Origin of the sequence: Rhodopirellula maiorica SM1 (assembly GCF_000346295.1) — a bacterium.
In the GTDB taxonomy this organism is placed as follows: Bacteria; Planctomycetota; Planctomycetia; order Pirellulales; family Pirellulaceae; genus Novipirellula; species Novipirellula maiorica.
Genome location: NZ_ANOG01000854.1, coordinates 1 through 15,727, shown reverse-complemented (window position 1 = coordinate 15,727; position 15,727 = coordinate 1). Strand labels below are relative to the sequence as shown.

Sequence of the window (15,727 nt, the reverse complement as noted above, 5' to 3'; positions counted from 1 at the left end):
CGTCTGCGTGATGTTGGCGGGTTACATCAAAGGTGGGGCAGTGGCGATCCCGCTGACCGCCGCGATCCTGGGGACGGCACTAGCGTCCGGTTTCGCAATCCGGCGCAGCAAAGACAAGCTCGCACTTTATCCTGATGCGACGATTGGCATCTCTGTAGTCAGTCTGTTTTCAGTGCTTTTTATCGGCCACTTCTTTGGACGTCTTTCAGCCGCGGGCGCGATGACGCTGATGATCGCACCGGCGCTGTGCTGGGTCAGCGAAGTACCCGCGGTTCGCAACTGGCCAGAATGGGGCGTCGCTATTTTGCGACTGGTTTGCGTTGCGATTCCATTGATGGTCGTATTGTTGGCGAGCAAACGAGAATTTGATCGCAGCTACGCGCCGCTTGTCGAAAATCCCGGATCGAACATTTTTTATGTGCAAACCACACCCGGGTATCGCACTGCGTTAGAATGTTTGCCCCTGCCCTGATTTCCCTCCAACCACGGATCCCACCATGACCGCGACCCGAAACCGTCGTTCGTTTCTAAAATCCACTGCGATTGCTGGTGCTGCAATCACACTGCCGGCGCTTCAGTATTCAAGAGTCTATGGAGCCAATGATCGACTGAACATTGCCAGCGTGGGAACCGGCGGCAAAGGTTGGAGCGACTTGAATGGTGTCGCAGCCAGTCCGCACGTACAAGTCGTTGCACTTTGCGATATCGACAGTTCGGAAAAACACCTTGGTCAAGCCGCTAAGAAATATCAACAAGCTCGACAATACGACGACTGGCGAAAATTGTTGGACAAGTCCAATGAGATCGAAGGCGTGTTGGTGTCGACGCCTGATTTCATGCATGCCCCCATTGCGTTGCCCGCAATGCAATTGGGCAAGCATGTCTTCTGCCAAAAACCGTTGACCCATTCGGTTCACGAAGCACGGCAAATGAAGCTGGCGGCCCGGAAGTACAAAGTGGTGACACAAATGTGTAACCAAATTCAATCGCATTCGGCCTATCGCACCGCCGTGCATATGGTCCATACCGGGATGATTGGCAAGGTCAAAGAGGTGCATTCATGGCAGAGCGGCAAACCGTCGTGGCCGCGGCATTTGGATCGTCCGGGTGGCAATGATCCCGTGCCGTCGAACGTCCGTTGGGATCTATGGCAAGGGGTTGCCGAAGATCGCCCTTACAAAATCGGCATGTACCACCCCTTCAATTGGCGTGGTTGGCAAGCGTACGGCACCGGACAACTCGGGGATTTCGGCTGTCACATTTTGGATCCCGTTTTTAAATCGCTGAAACTGGGGTCACCGAACACGTTGACCGCAGAAGCCCCCAAATTGTTCCCCGAATCATGGACCGACCGGGCAACGGTGCACTATGAGTTCCCCGGTACCGAGTACACAGCCGGTTCGACGCTGAACGTCACTTGGTATGACGGGGTGGGCACGCGGCCACCGCGTGAAAAATTGAGCGATATACCGGCCGACTACAAATTGCCGTCGGCCGGATCGGTGCTGGTGGGCGAGAAGGGATCGCTCGTGATTCCTCACGTTGCCATGCCTAGATTGTTTCCCGAAGACAAGTTTCCATCCGACAAGTCGCCGGTGGTCGAAGGCGTCAACCATTACACGCAATGGGCGGACGCCTGTCGCGGGGCCGCTGAAACGACTTCCCACTTCGATTATGCCGGCCCGTTGACCGAAACCGTGTTGCTAGGCACGATTGGAATTCGGTTCGCTGGCCAAAAATTGGATTGGAACGCCGAATCGTTAAAAATTACCAATCACGCCGATGCTCAACACTACATCACTAAACCCTACCGCCAAGGCTGGGAACCTAGTTGGGTTTAAATAGGTTTTTGTGTCGGCCCAAACCCGAAAAAAGGTGTCCGCACCTTTTCGGGTGGCTAACGGGCGAGGGCATGGTGATTTACAATCTGGGTGGTTGACGCCAACTGGCCTTTCTCATTTCACCCACCCTTTTCGCTGAACATAATGACCACTTTCTTTGCATCGGGCTCGAAAACCGCCTCTCTAACCAGCGAAGACCTTCGTAACGCACTTTTGCAGACATTTTCGGCGATTGGAAAGCCCGAGCGGGCGTTGTTGTTGCCGCCCGACCATACACGATTGTTCAGCCGCGCCGGTGAGTTGACCGTGTTGTGTCACCAGATTTTGGGAGACCGCGTCAAAGACATCATGCCCGCCCTCGGGACGCATTCGCCGATGAAGGCGGACAAGCTTGATCACATGTTTCCCGGTGTGCCTCATGATCTGTTCCGCCCTCATCTATGGCGTGACGATGTTGTTCGTTTGGGCACCGTACCTGCGGAATTTGTTTCCGAAGTCACGGGCGGAATGTACGACCGACCTTGGGAAGCTCAGGTCAATCAGTTACTGCGAGACGGAGGGCATGATTTAATCTTCTCGCTCGGGCAAGTGGTCCCACATGAAGTGATCGGGATGGCGAATTACAACAAGAACGTATTTGTCGGCACGGGAGGCAAAGATGGGATCAACGAGAGCCACTACCTAAGTGCGGTGTACGGCATCGAACAAACGCTGGGGCAAGCCAATACACCGTTGCGTCAGATTCTGAATTACGCGTCGGACCATTTTTGCAAGAACTTGCCATTGGTTTATGCGTTGACTGTGATCGAACAACTGCCTGATCGCAGCTTGCACACGCGGGGGCTGTTCATTGGCGATGATCACGACACGTTCTTCCAGGCCGCCGAGTTGGCTCGTCAAGTCAACATTACGATGATCCCTCGGGCGCCCAAACATGTAGTCGCCTACCTCGATCCAAATGAGTTCAAAAGCACATGGCTGGGCAACAAAGCGATCTACCGAACTCGATTGGCAATCGCCAATGGTGGACGATTAACCGTGTTGGGGCCCGCCGTCGAAGAATTCGGCGAAGACGAACAGATTGATCGACTGATTCGAAAATATGGATATCGCACCCGAACCGAAGTAATCCGCTTGGTCGCCGAGAATGAAGATTTGGCCGGTAATCTTTCGGCGGCTGCCCACTTGGTCCATGGTTCACCTGAGAACCGCTTTGAGGTGGTCTATGCAGCAGGCCATTTATCGGATGAAGAGATCCGTTCGGTGGGCTACACGCCTGGCAATTTGTCGGAATTGATGCGTCGCTATGATGTCGAAACGTTACAGAACGGGTTCCACATCGACGAAGACGGCAGCGAGTTCTACTTTATTCAAAACCCATCGCTGGGATTGTGGCAATCTGACCGCGGCGAATAGGCGAATAAACCTTTGGTTCGAACGACAGCGAGCAGGGCTGAACGAGCAGGGGGGGGGCTTGAACAACGCTCTAAAACAAACGCTGGCACAGCGAATGGATGCCAGCGTTTGCAAGACGATCTCTAGCTTACTTGCACTTCGTTACAAACTTGACAAAGGATGCCCGCTTGCCGAATCGTTGGGACCAATTCTCCGCGAAGTTCGTCCGAGGGTAACTCGCCACGAAGGACTACCGATCGATTCTCGAACGAGATCTCTAACGAAGTCAGGTAACTGCCTAGTCGCCGATTCAATCGGAACATTGATCGAATCCGCTCAAGCGTTCGTTTGACGTTTGATTCTGTGTTATTGATTGCATACATCTTATTTGCCTCCGAATTCCCGGTTTGGGTAGGTCACTACCATCAGTAAGCGGGAAATGACGCAAGAATGTGACTAAAAAAATGTGGGTGTTTTAAAGTTTCGTTATCATTAGGTGCCAAGCTCAAGAATTCTCGAATTTTCCCGCAAACTTACTTGCAGTCGAGAAGCTACACTTTTGATTGTCGTCGCTGCATTGCATTTTTGTTACGCTAATACGAATGCCGCGGCAACGTTCGCAAACGCTATCGAATCTCATGTAAATGAGAGGCCTTTCCTTTGAAGGAATGACCGCTTGACTGAACCAGTACCAGATCATGCAAATGACGTTCCAACACAGATTCCGCAGCCGGCGGTGGGGCGATTGAGCCTTTATTTTCGGGAGCTCTATCGACTTCGCGACTCAAAAACCACCACCATCAACAGCAAAGAGTTGGGCAAGCTGGTGAATGTTTCATCGCCGGTGGTACGTCGCGACCTAAGCGCACTTGGCACGATCGGGCAACGAGGCGTGGGGTATTCGGTCGATGCGTTGATCGAACGCATCGGTCAAGTACTCGGTTCGGGGAAACAGTGGGAGGTGGTCTTGGTCGGCGTCGGTTCGCTTGGCGATGCGTTGCTGAGATATCGCGGATTTAGCCGGCTTGGGTTCAAATTAACCGCAGCGTTTGATATCGATCCATCACGGATCGGTTCGACCATCGGCGGGGTCCAGGTGCTTGACGCAAACGAACTCGAACGCGTGGTGACGGCGGCACCGCCCAGTTTGGCAATCCTTGCGGTACCCGCGGATAACGCAGCCGATGTCGCAACGTTGTTGGTCAGCTTGGGGGTTTCAGGAATTTTGAACTTCGCTCCGACCACCTTGAAGCTGCCACCGCGTATCGCGGTAGTCAATGTGGATTTGGCGAGTGAGCTGCAGCGTTTGGCATTTGCTGTTCAAAGCGTGAAGTAAAGTCGACGCGACTTTGGGACATCGGGGCAAATTGTCTCGGGCGTTCCTTCTTGCCCTTTTCCTTGCCAATTGCCACGGCGTCTGTCCAGTCCAGCGCAAGTCAATTTCGAAAACGGTCACTCCGATCACGTCCGTTCAATTCAAGGTTTGCACCGCGAGATTTTGAAATGGCAACGAACCGTGAACTATGTTTCAGCGAGCGAGAGTGTAAGCGCCTCTTGATAATGGCGGTGTCGCATGAGCCGCCGCCCCTGCAATCGCTGAAACTGTTACGACCGGAACCTGAAACGTGCGAACCGAGCTGTCCGCCGAAACCAAACAGACATTTCAAGTCGTTGCCTTTTTGGCAACCGTCTTTGTGGTAGCGATCCATTATCAGTCGGCTGCACCATCGTCCGCATCGCTTGAAACCGCATCGGCCAACCAAGTCGTTCAAGAATTTTTTATTGGCGGTGTGGCGCGGTTCGCCGTTCCGATGTTCGCGTTTGCCGCGGGCTTCTTTTATTTCCGCAGTGATGACGGGTCGGTTCAAACCTACCTGCGAAAACTTCGCCAACGGTGCCGTAGTGTATTGGTGCCGTATTTGGCGACCGGCTGCATCGCCACCGTGTGTTGGCTGTTGGTGCGAACCTTCGATGGGAAATCGACGGAATGGTCGCTGCTGGATTTACTGGCGACGTGGCTGCTGCAGCCTCCGGCCGAGCAACTATGGTTCTTGCGTGATTTAATGGTGTTGGTCATCGCAGCCCCGGTGATCCGCCAAATCGTTCGTCTACCTTACGCTGCGGGATTATCGTTCGCTGGGGTGTTGTGGCTGAGTCACTATCAGCCATTTCCCATTGTAGGTGGATGGTACCTGTTACATACCGAGACCTTGTTCTTTTTCTGCGTCGGCTGTGCGGCAAACCAACACACCGAGGCACTGGATCGGATTGGACGTTTCAGCACCCCCACGGTGCTGGGCTTTGTCATCGTCTGGTTCGATTTGATCGTCGCTCGCATCATGTTGCGTCCCGATTTTGATTGTTGGTACACCAGTGATTACAGCGTCGAAAGTCTACTGATTCACAAAGCATCGATCATTTGCGGATGTTTTGCGATTTGGATGGTTGCTTGGAAAGTTCGTCATCCTGCGATGATCCGGTTATCGGGAGCAGCATTTTTTGTGTATTTGATCCACGAGTTCCCGCTGCGTGCGGCGATGGAACGCGTGATGGGACCGATGTTGGACAAAGGTGCCTGGTTCTGGGTGTTGTTCCCCGTCGTGACGGTGGGTTGTTTTGCCGCCGCGATGCTAATGAATCGGCTCGCACCGCGTACGATCGCAATGTTGACGGGCGGCAGAACCCCCGACTCGGCGATCAAGCTTGCCGGGACCAGTGTGCGACACCCCGTCCATTGTGCGGATACTCACCCATCCGCCGCAACGACTCGCTAAAGCAGACTTTTATCATGATGTTTCTTGTTGTCTTGTTTGCACTCGCAGCAATCGTCTGGATGCTTCCCCTGATTCAAACGGGGCGGACGTTTCAGATTGCGACATTGGTACTGGTGACTGGAACCGTATTCGGCCCCTCGTTTTTTGCGATTGATGGTCCCATTCAGTTGAGCTTGGATCGAATGATGTGGGGAGCGATGTTTGCATTTGTTGCAATTCGCTGGCGGATGGGTGAACTTCGAATACCGCAGCTCAACCGTGTCGACGCCGTCGTGGCCGCAATCACCGGATGGTTGTTGGTTTCCGTGATGATCGGCGGCGCCGATCCGCCGAATGAACCGCCGCCGATTGCAAAGTGGTTGTTCTGCATCGCCATGCCAGCCGGGATGTATGTGATCGCCCGTGTTAGTGAGGTCACCGAGTCCGATTTGAAGTGGGCTTATCGCGTGTTCTTGGGACTCGGGCTGTATCTTGCGGTCATGGCGATCTTCGAGGTCTCGGGGATACATGCCCTTGTTTTTCCTCGCTACATCGTTGATCCCGCCGATTGGGAGTTCTTTGGCCGCGGACGAGGGCCGCTACTGAATCCGTCCGGCAACGGGATTGTGATGTGTGGGGCGCTCGCGATTGCTGTGCTGGGGGTCATTCGTTCGACGTTTCGAATGCGAGCGTTTTATGTCTTGCTCTGCATGCTGCTGATCGGCGGTGTCTACTGTACGCTGACGCGTAGTGCGTGGCTGGGGGCAATCGCCACGATCGGGGTCGTTGCGTTGGTCTATTCGCCACGCTGGGTTCGTGTACTCGGGCTTGCCACTGCGGTGTTGATTGGCGGTGCTGGGGCACTGGGGTTAAAAGACCAATTGCTGCGGATGAAACGCGATAAAAACCTGACGTCCGCTGACGCCGAAAAATCGATACAACTACGTCCTTTGTTGGCGGTGGTGGCGTGGGAAATGTTTAAGGATCGGCCGATCACGGGGCACGGTTTTGGCCATTACTTTGCCCACTCGAGCAAGTACCACAGCATTCGCAGTTATGACATGCCACTAAAGGACGCGCGGCCCTATGCTCAGCACAACGTGTTCTTAGCGATGCTGGTCGACGCGGGGTTGATCGGATTATCAATGCTGGTTGTGATGCTACTTACGATCACAAGTATGGCTTGGAATCTGGCACGTGACGAAGGCCATTCGGTCGCCATTCGCTGTGGGGGATTGGTGTGGCTGGGGGTTTTTGCCGCCTATTTCTGCAACGGGATGTTCCAAGATGTGACGATCATTCCGATGGTCAATATGTTTCTGTTTTTCGCGGCTGGGTTGGCCGTTTCACTTTACGATCGCGGCGTCGAAACGGTTCGTGTCGAACGACCGGGGCGGATCGAACCGTTTTCAGCGGTTTCAATGGCCCACTAGAACCAGTGCGACGTAAGAACCGTGGCGCTGTAACAACTCTCGTTAGCGTGTAGGATGCTGTCACTGGCGGCCACGTTCGTCTCCGGCGGCGTGGTAATCGTGCATCGACTCGGCCGAGTTTGATACGGCTAATATTGACATTGCCAGCCGCCAACAAGACGCGGCGATCGCCGACCGCCTGTCACCCACCTATCCACGCCCACCGCCAATTCTCATGGAATCGAATCTCCGTCAGCGCGTCCGCGGCACACTGGATCAATTACGCAGCGAGCTTTTGGCGCAGCGAACGGCCGAAGGACATTGGGTTGGTGAGCTTTCGGCTTCCGCGTTGAGCACGGCCACGGCCATCAGCGCGTTGTCGGCTACCTTGATCCACGCTCCCCGGTCCATTGACAACGAGGATGCCATCGAAGACCAGATCGTGTGTGGGATGCAATACCTTAGCCAGCAGCAAAACGCGGACGGCGGGTTTGGCGACACCGATCGCAGCCACTCCAACATCGCGACCAGCTATCTTGTTTTGGCGGCGTCGTCGTTGGCGAAGCAAAGCAGATCGGTGGGGCTCGAATCCAATCAACTTGCGGCGCTTGAAGCCTACATCAAATCCGAAGGGAAAATCGATGGACTTCGGCGACGCTACGGCAAAGACAAGACCTTTGTCGTTCCGATATTGGCAAACATGGCGATCGCGGGACTCGTTTCCTGGGACGACGTTCCACGGTTGCCATTTGAGGCGTCGGTTTTTCCCCAGTCGATGTACCGTGTTCTGCAAATGCCGGTCGTCAGCTATGCCATTCCCGCACTCGTCGCGATCGGCCAAGCACGCCATTTCCATGGTTCGAAAACATGGTTGCCGATTCGGTTGATTCGTGCGGCAGCAGTGAATCGATCGATGCGGGTGCTCCGACGCATGCAACCCGACAGCGGTGGCTATTTAGAAGCGACGCCGCTGACATCCTTTGTTCTGATGAGTCTGGCCGCCACAGGACGCGGCGATTGCGAAGTCAGCCGAGATGCGATTCGTTTCCTAACGGATTCGATGAACACCGACGGCAGTTGGCCGATTGATACAAATTTGGCGACCTGGATCACGTCGCTTTCCATCTCGGCATTAGCCAGCGACCCAGATGACGACGGATCGTGGTTCTCACCGTCGCTAGTCGATTGGCACCTTGGGTGTCAACATCGTCAACGTCACCCGTTTACCGGCGCTCAACCAGGCGGCTGGGGGTGGACCGATTTGTCGGGTGCGGTTCCTGATGGCGACGATACTCCAGGGGCCGTGTTGGCAGTAAAACGGATGCAGCGTCATGCTTCGGGCTCGCAAGTCGCACGGATGGACACCGCGATTAGCGAGGCTCGGCAGTGGCTGATTGATCTACAGAACCGGGATGGCGGTTGGCCGACGTTTTGTCGAGGCTGGGGCAAACTGCCGTTTGATCGCAGCAGCACCGATTTGACCGCTCACGCCTTGCGAGCGTTTGGTGAAAATGGCTTGAACCACGCGAGCAAACAGAAAGCCGAACGATTTTTGACGCGCCACCAAGCCGACGACGGCAGCTGGCTGCCACTTTGGTTTGGCAATCAAGATCACCCGGCCGAAGACAACCCGGTCTACGGGACGTCGCGAGTGTTATTGGCGGGAGCGGCCGGTTTTTTGAGTGACGAAGCAATCCGCCGGGGGGCAAGCTACCTCTGCAGTAACCAGAACGCTGATGGCGGATGGGGCGGCGGGGCGTCCATTTTACCCTGGATGAAACGCGATCGTCTCCGCGACGCTGGCGTTCAGGCTGCGGAGGATTTGACCAGCAGTGTCGAAGAAACCGCGGTCGCGATCGAAGCGTTAACGGCAATTTACAGTAAAAATGGACGTCTTAGTACGAATGATCATGGAAAAATGCCAAAGGATTCCATCGAGTTCGCTCAAACCGGCCCGACTGCTGGGAAGAACGACCCGAAACAAGTTATAATCCGTGGCGTTGAATTCCTACTGCAAAGTGTCCACGATGGACGTCATCGTGTGCCTTGGCCGATTGGATTTTATTTTGCCAAACTTTGGTACCACGAAAAACTTTATCCCCTCGTATTCACGGTCGCTGCGTTATCGAGCTTCCTGAGATCCGATTTGGATTAAAGTTGGCAAGAGATCCCATCGGCTCCATCCCTTGATGATCCCACCTAAGGAATCTGGTTTGTCGACCGCAACCACTGCAAATAATACGTCCAGCTCGGCGAATAACGGCGCCGAATCGGCGGCGCGACCGACGCGCCGGAAAACAAGCCACCTCAAAGACGTACCGCCGACGCTCGAACTTCGCGAAAGTTTACGATCACGCTGCGCCGAAGTCGCCAAGCGAATCGATCGCTCAGTCCCTCTGACCAAAGACCAGATGGAACAGATCGCTCGGCGGTTCCTCGAAGAAGCCGACCTGCCCGAAGGCTACTTGGGGTGGATGATGGTGATGATCAGTAGCGAATTTTGGAAGGACCAATTGGCGTCGGTGCCACCGGAGCGACGGTTGTTCCTGCTGCCGCATTGCTTGAAACATGCCGAAGGGTGTCCGGCGGAATACGACCAATTCGGCATGAACTGCAAAGAGTGCGGGGCCTGCAGCATCGCCGATTTCCGTTCGATCGCCGAAGAGATGGGGTATCGCGTTTTGGTCGCCGAGGGTTCGCCCGTCGTGCTGAAAATCATTATCGGTGGCTATGTCGATGCCGTCGTCGGTGTTGCCTGTTTGAACGTGTTAGAAAAAGCGATCGACAAAGTTCTGCTGGCGGGTATCCCCTGCATGGCGGTGCCTTTGTTAAGCAGCGATTGCCGCAACACCAAAGTCGACGAGTCTTGGGTCGAGCAGATGATCCGGACTCCCTACGTTCCGGCAACCCAGCAAACGAAAAGCTATGTTCATTTAATGCGGGCGGCAAGCGAGCTGTTTGCTGCCGATGCCATGAACGAATTAGCACCACGCGTCCGCGACCAGTCGCCGCTAGGTGGCGACGCAGTGACCGTCGATTCGATTGCAAAACTTGATACGATTGCCGCCACCGAACATATCGCCTACGACTTTTTGGCTCGCGGAGGGAAACATTCCCGTCCGTTCATCACGTTGGCGGCGTACGACGCGATGATGGGTGGCGATTGCACCAGTGAAAAGGGTGCCGAGGCAGTGGGCGCGTTGCCGGTGACCGTCCGCCGGGCCGCGATGAGTATCGAAACGTTCCATAAAGCCAGTTTGGTACACGACGATATCGAAGACGATGATGCATTTCGATATGGACAACCGGCGGTGCATCACCGCTTTGGTTTACCCACGGCTATCAACGTAGGCGATTATCTGATCGGGCTGGGTTATCGATTGCTCAGCCGGCGTGATGCCGACGACTCGATCTCATCCGAAGCCCGCGTCGATGTACTCGATGCATTGGCCACGGCCCACACGCGATTGGCCGAAGGCCAAGGGGCGGAACTGCTTTGGCGTGATTCCAAGAGCCGACAATTGTCGCCGCTGGATGCATTAAAAGTCTATGCACTAAAAACATCGCCGGCATTCGAGGCGGCCTTGTTCAGTGGAATTCGTTTGGCCGGTGACGCCGAAGCGTATCGCAAACCGATTCGCGATTTCTCGCGTAACCTTGGCGTGGCCTTCCAAATCTTGAACGATATCGGCGATTGGACCGGCGATGAAAACAACAAACTTGCCGCCGGTGGCGATTTGTTTGGTGGGCGCCCCACGATTCTGTGGGCGCTCGCACTTGAATCGCTACAGGGCGACGAACGGGATTTGTTGATCAATTTGGTCGAAAACCCAGACGCCTACAGCGATACCGAACGACTGGCAATCGCAACGCGGCTTTATCATTCCGCGGGCGTGTTTGACACCGCAATGCAATTGGTCGACAAGCATCAAGCCCGAGCCGAAATGGTCGCCGACGAACTTCAGCCCGAATCGCTGCGACGATTGCTTTATTTCTTGGTGGATACCGTGCTGGAACGTCCCGAGGTTCCGACGCCCAACGTCATTTCGTTGAGTTCCGTCCCAGTGAACTCGCTGCCTGTTGTTTGACACGATGCGAACACACATCCATTGAAAACAGCATTGGACTAGCCCCGACCGCTCACCGAACGAACTGCTTGGCAACCGCACAGCAGCGAATTTGACAGAAAAACACGAATACATGAAGGGTTCGATGTCGCCTAAAAAACTTAGTATCGAAATCGAGCATCTTGTTGGTCAATTTTATTCGCTGACCGAAGAAGCGGATCGCGATGCGGCAATTCGCCTTTCTTCGGACTTGGCTTCGTTCGAGTCGATTGACACCGCGCCACCTCCGTTTGATCAATTGCTTGATCACAACAAGCATATGACCGTGACGGTTGAGGCGTTTCATGGACAAAAGGTCGATGTCGTCGTGCACCGCACCAAACGCGTTGCCAATTGGTATTCGCGGGAAATCACGTTGGTGACCCAAGAGGACAAGAAAATCGTTCAATACGGGATCGTGCGTTTGAACGTCGACCAATTGAGCGAACCGGTGTGGAGCCGGATTGAGAGTGAAACAACGCCGCTGGGCCGCGTGTTGATCGAGCACAATGTGCTTCGCCAGGTCCAATTGTGCGGATTGTGGCGAGTAAGTGCGGGCCCCTCGCTGGCTTCTATCATGCAAGTCGAAAAAGGGGACACGCTTTTCGGGAGGACTGCATTAATCTATTGCGATGGCGATCCGGCGATCGAACTTCTTGAAATCGTCGCACCGGTTTCCGCTGACTGATTCCACTCTCCCATCTGCTGAGGCCTTGGAAATGCAATTGCGTCTCGTCTCAAAAAGCCACTCGACTTTGTTTTTGCTTGGCGTTGCTGCGTCGCTCGCAATGCAAGTGACTTGTCTTTCGTTGGCCAGCCCCGCTCAAGATGCCAGTTCGATGACGATTTCGTCGCTGCGAGCGACGGGGCTGAAAGCGCTGCAGGAAGGCAATCGTGATCTCGCGATTGAATCGGCCGATGCCATCGTTCGCCAACACAGCAGCGACGCTCGTGCCATTCGCTTGGCCGCAGATATCTATCTGCGAAGTGGCAAAGTCGAATGGGCGACACGATTGTTTAACCGTTATGTCAATGTGACTCCTGACGATATGCCTGAGCTGTGGCAACGCGGCATCGCGTTGTATTTCTCCGGAAACTATGCCGAAGCGGCGAAACAGTTCGAGTCTCATCGCAGCGTCAATCCAAACGACGTCGAAAACGCCGCGTGGCACTTCTTGTGCGTCGCCAAGGTGAAGTCGTTTGAGGAAGCCAAAGAGTTGATTTTGCCAGCTCCAGGCGATCCGCGGATTCCCATGCAACAGATCTTAGAAATGTTGTCCAGCGGCGACACCGAAGCGGTCAACGCCCGCGTCAACGAAACGAAAGTCGGCACACCGCAGCGGGCCGACGCCGCCTTCTATGGCGATTTCTACCTGGGACTGTATGCCGACGCCGCTGGCGATCTCGATCTCGCACGTAAATTGTTAGACAGAGCTGCCAAAGATGCACCGCACCACTACATGGGCGACATCGCACGCGTCTACGCAACGTATTTGCACAGCGATGACGCTAAAGTAAACGCGGCGAAATAGACTCCGCTACTTACGAATCATGCTCGTTCGTAAGCTCCACTTGCTCGGACGAGTATTTTCGCCATAACGCGTCCAACCGATCCGCGATCGTTGCTTTGTCGCCTACGACGATCCAGTATCGGTAGCGGTACGTCGACTTGGGGCCGAGCAAGACTCGATCAATCGGCGCGACGTGCATACAGGGGCCCGCCGTCGGATTGTCGCTGATTCCGCTGCCATGCGGCCCAAAATTCCAGTGCTGGGTCGACGCGGGTGAAAACACGGCAACGCCTTGGCCAGACGATTCAAACATGGCCATCGCTTTGCGAGGCGGCGTGGCTTTTCCCCACGGTGGACCTGGCGGCTGCGTTTCAACTCGCCATTTCCCTTCGCCTAGATAGCTTTTGACGTTGGCGAAATTGCGTGTGAAATAGCAAGCAGGGATTTCTTGTGATCGCATTACCGCCGGTCCCCAACGATCATCTTCGCTTCGTTGGGCGGTAAACTCGCACGTGACCACAACAACATCGGGCATCAACGGTTCGAATTGAGTCCACTGGCGCATGCGTGCTTCGGCTTCTTCATCGGGCATATCCCACAGCTTGGGAATCGTTTCCGCATACAGCGAATTTGCTTCGCGGCGTGCTTCGCGGACGCGAGCCCATGATCCCACACCGCCTCCTTGGATTGGGTTCCACGCCCAGGGACTCCACGCTTGGTGCTGGCCATCGCGAGTCCGGTCCAATACGCGACCAGCGTAATAAGATTGCTGAATCAGCCGACCAGGATCGGCGATATTGATGATGTTTTTGGGATAGCTTTGCCAGGACAGCCAAGTAATAGCACCTCCCTTATGACGATCAATTCCGATCGTGACGACCTCGTTCTCTATCGAAATTAGATCTTCCGCAATCGCCAATGCGGAGCCTGAAAAACAAGCCAACCCGATAGCAGCTGCGCGTAGCGCTGATAACATCAATCCATTGTCCTTCGTCTAAGAATATTGTTTCGCCGCTGCATCAATACACTCGCAGCGATCAGGTGCAATCAAACGTTTTCGATGCTGATTGACTTCGAAATACACTCGATCAACGTTGCTCGCAATCGCTGGATTACTTTGTAAAATGCTTGTTCTCGTTTGCCGCTTTGAATCGCGATGTCTCGCATGACGACGCCAGCCGAATGTACTTTGAGCAAGAGGTCGCGTTTATCAGCGGGCATTTTGGCCAAGCATTTTTCCAGGTGTTGACGATACATCGGCTGCGTCTCGGCCTCGCTTGCCTCGACGGCCAATAAATCCCAGACGTCATCTGCGAACACCAACGGCGTTCTCGCGATGCGTCGCCGGTACTTCAGTGCCTCGAAGCGAGCGATCGTTAAAAACCAGCCACCGAAAGCCGTCCCCTGTTGAAATTCGGGAAATTTACGCCACGCGACCAAACTCGCTTCCTGAAGCACCTCGTCGACATCGTTCCAAGACGGCAATAGACCTCGCAGAAATGCCCGAACCTGGGGTTCATGTTCGAGCAACGAACGCACGAACGTTTCCCCCTGGTCTACACCCGCCGGCGGGGCGTTTCGATGTTCAGGGGAGTCGTTCATTTCCAGAGATCTTGGTTCTAGTTTGTCTCGCGGACTGAATGTCAAATCGCCAGCAGCGGCTCGTCTCTTTCACCGTAGGAACCGCGATCAAGCCACATTTTTCGATGCGATTATACCATCCCCAGCGGCAAATCGCGATCGACCACGTTGTCCAATACACGACGGGAGATCGATCTTTCCGCTTTGGTCTGAAATTCGCACTGCGGACGGTTTTGGTATGGGCGTCGCCGGGTCCATTTTTTGCGGTAAATCGGGGTGGCAGCGGCAGGCAGCTGGATTACTCGATCAATATGTTTCGGAGAGTTTAACTGTGGTTTCAAAGATCGAAGACTATGCGTTGTTGGGTGATTGCCGCGGAGCCGCGTTGGTCGACAAAACCGGGGCGCTGGATTGGTTGTGTCTTCCTCGCTTCGATTCGGCCGCGTGCTGCGCGGCGCTACTAGGGGATGAAAGCCACGGGTTTTGGAAGATCTCGCCGACCGAACCGATTCGTCGAGTGCAACGCCGCTATCGTCCGGGGACGCTGATTTTGGAAACGGAAATCACCACCGATTCGGGTACGATCCGGCTGACTGATTTTATGGCACCGCAAACCCGAGAATCAGATATCTTTCGGTTGGTCGAAGGGGTGGAAGGCGAGGTTGAACTCGAGAGTCGTTTGGCGTTGCGGTTCGACTACGGATCGATCTTGCCGTGGGTCCAGCCAATTGATCGAGGGATCCGAGCGATCGCAGGCCCCGAGTGTGTTTACTGCACCTGTGATCTACACGCCGAAGTCAAAGATCAAATGATGGTGTCGAGTTTTCATCTGGGGCCTCACGAACAGGCCGCATTTCAATTGACGTGGACTCGGACGCAGGACCCGCGGCCGCTCGAGAAAAATGTGTTACAAACTCTTGACGATGCCACTGCTTGGTGGCAGGAGTGGTCCGGCCGGTGCACGTTCAAAGGGCGATGGAGCAACGAGGTCCAGCAGTCGCTGATTACGCTGAAAGCGTTGACGTACGCACCCACCGGCGGCATTGTCGCCGCCGCCACCACCTCGCTGCCCGAACATATCGGGGGCGTCCGCAATTGGGACTATCGCTATTGTTGGATACGCGATTC

The 15,727-nt window shown here is 54.8% G+C and carries 14 protein-coding genes; 11 read left to right on the top strand and 3 right to left on the bottom strand.

Annotated features, from left to right (window positions below):
* The 3 genes from RMSM_RS41395 to RMSM_RS27430 form a co-directional block, all read left to right on the top strand.
* A partial coding sequence (locus RMSM_RS41395) for a hypothetical protein (RefSeq protein WP_160168389.1) occupies positions 1-472 on the top strand: 472 nt, incomplete at its 5' end.
* A gap of 25 nt (positions 473-497) precedes the next feature.
* The gene (locus RMSM_RS27435; protein WP_008704698.1) at positions 498-1,841 is read left to right on the top strand and encodes a Gfo/Idh/MocA family oxidoreductase; all 1,344 of its coding nucleotides are present in this window, start codon (positions 498-500) and stop codon (positions 1,839-1,841) included.
* A gap of 144 nt (positions 1,842-1,985) precedes the next feature.
* Complete coding sequence (locus RMSM_RS27430; protein ID WP_008704697.1) at positions 1,986-3,257, top strand: nickel-dependent putative hexonate epimerase; 1,272 nt, start codon at positions 1,986-1,988, stop codon at positions 3,255-3,257.
* Positions 3,258-3,379: 122 nt separating this feature from the next.
* Here the strand turns inward: RMSM_RS27430 and RMSM_RS27425 are convergent, their stop codons facing one another.
* Positions 3,380-3,619 carry a hypothetical protein gene (locus RMSM_RS27425; RefSeq protein WP_008704695.1) on the bottom strand — a complete coding sequence of 80 codons (240 nt, stop codon included), beginning with the start codon at positions 3,617-3,619 and terminating at the stop codon, positions 3,380-3,382.
* Between the two features lie 293 nt (positions 3,620-3,912).
* Between RMSM_RS27425 and RMSM_RS27420 the strand changes: the two genes are divergently transcribed.
* From RMSM_RS27420 to RMSM_RS27390, 7 genes are all read left to right on the top strand, one after another.
* Positions 3,913-4,572 (top strand): redox-sensing transcriptional repressor Rex, encoded by a 660-nt coding sequence (locus RMSM_RS27420; protein ID WP_063870272.1) that lies wholly within the window; start codon positions 3,913-3,915, stop codon positions 4,570-4,572.
* 289 nt (positions 4,573-4,861) lie between these two features.
* Positions 4,862-6,010 (top strand): acyltransferase family protein, encoded by a 1,149-nt coding sequence (locus tag RMSM_RS27415; RefSeq protein WP_008704689.1) that lies wholly within the window; start codon positions 4,862-4,864, stop codon positions 6,008-6,010.
* 14 nt (positions 6,011-6,024) lie between these two features.
* The gene (locus RMSM_RS27410) at positions 6,025-7,422 is read left to right on the top strand and encodes an O-antigen ligase family protein (RefSeq protein WP_008704688.1); all 1,398 of its coding nucleotides are present in this window, start codon (positions 6,025-6,027) and stop codon (positions 7,420-7,422) included.
* Between the two features lie 214 nt (positions 7,423-7,636).
* Entirely contained in the window at positions 7,637-9,556 is a 1,920-nt protein-coding gene (locus RMSM_RS27405) for a prenyltransferase/squalene oxidase repeat-containing protein (RefSeq protein WP_008704684.1), read from the top strand.
* Positions 9,557-9,590: 34 nt separating this feature from the next.
* Positions 9,591-11,489 (top strand): polyprenyl synthetase family protein, encoded by a 1,899-nt coding sequence (locus tag RMSM_RS27400; RefSeq protein ID WP_008704682.1) that lies wholly within the window; start codon positions 9,591-9,593, stop codon positions 11,487-11,489.
* A 124-nt stretch (positions 11,490-11,613) separates the two neighbouring features.
* Entirely contained in the window at positions 11,614-12,195 is a 582-nt protein-coding gene (locus RMSM_RS27395) for a hypothetical protein (RefSeq protein WP_144058006.1), read from the top strand.
* A gap of 31 nt (positions 12,196-12,226) precedes the next feature.
* Positions 12,227-13,039, top strand: a complete 813-nt coding sequence (locus RMSM_RS27390) for a tetratricopeptide repeat protein (RefSeq protein WP_008704679.1) — start codon at positions 12,227-12,229, stop codon at positions 13,037-13,039.
* 10 nt (positions 13,040-13,049) lie between these two features.
* On the opposite strand, the gene RMSM_RS27385 is transcribed toward RMSM_RS27390, so the two are convergent.
* Complete coding sequence (locus tag RMSM_RS27385; RefSeq protein WP_144058004.1) at positions 13,050-13,994, bottom strand: hypothetical protein; 945 nt, start codon at positions 13,992-13,994, stop codon at positions 13,050-13,052.
* A gap of 71 nt (positions 13,995-14,065) precedes the next feature.
* Entirely contained in the window at positions 14,066-14,620 is a 555-nt protein-coding gene (locus RMSM_RS27380; protein WP_081614350.1) for a sigma-70 family RNA polymerase sigma factor, read from the bottom strand.
* A gap of 310 nt (positions 14,621-14,930) precedes the next feature.
* Between RMSM_RS27380 and RMSM_RS27370 the strand changes: the two genes are divergently transcribed.
* A partial coding sequence (locus RMSM_RS27370) for a glycoside hydrolase family 15 protein (RefSeq protein ID WP_040769611.1) occupies positions 14,931-15,727 on the top strand: 797 nt, incomplete at its 3' end.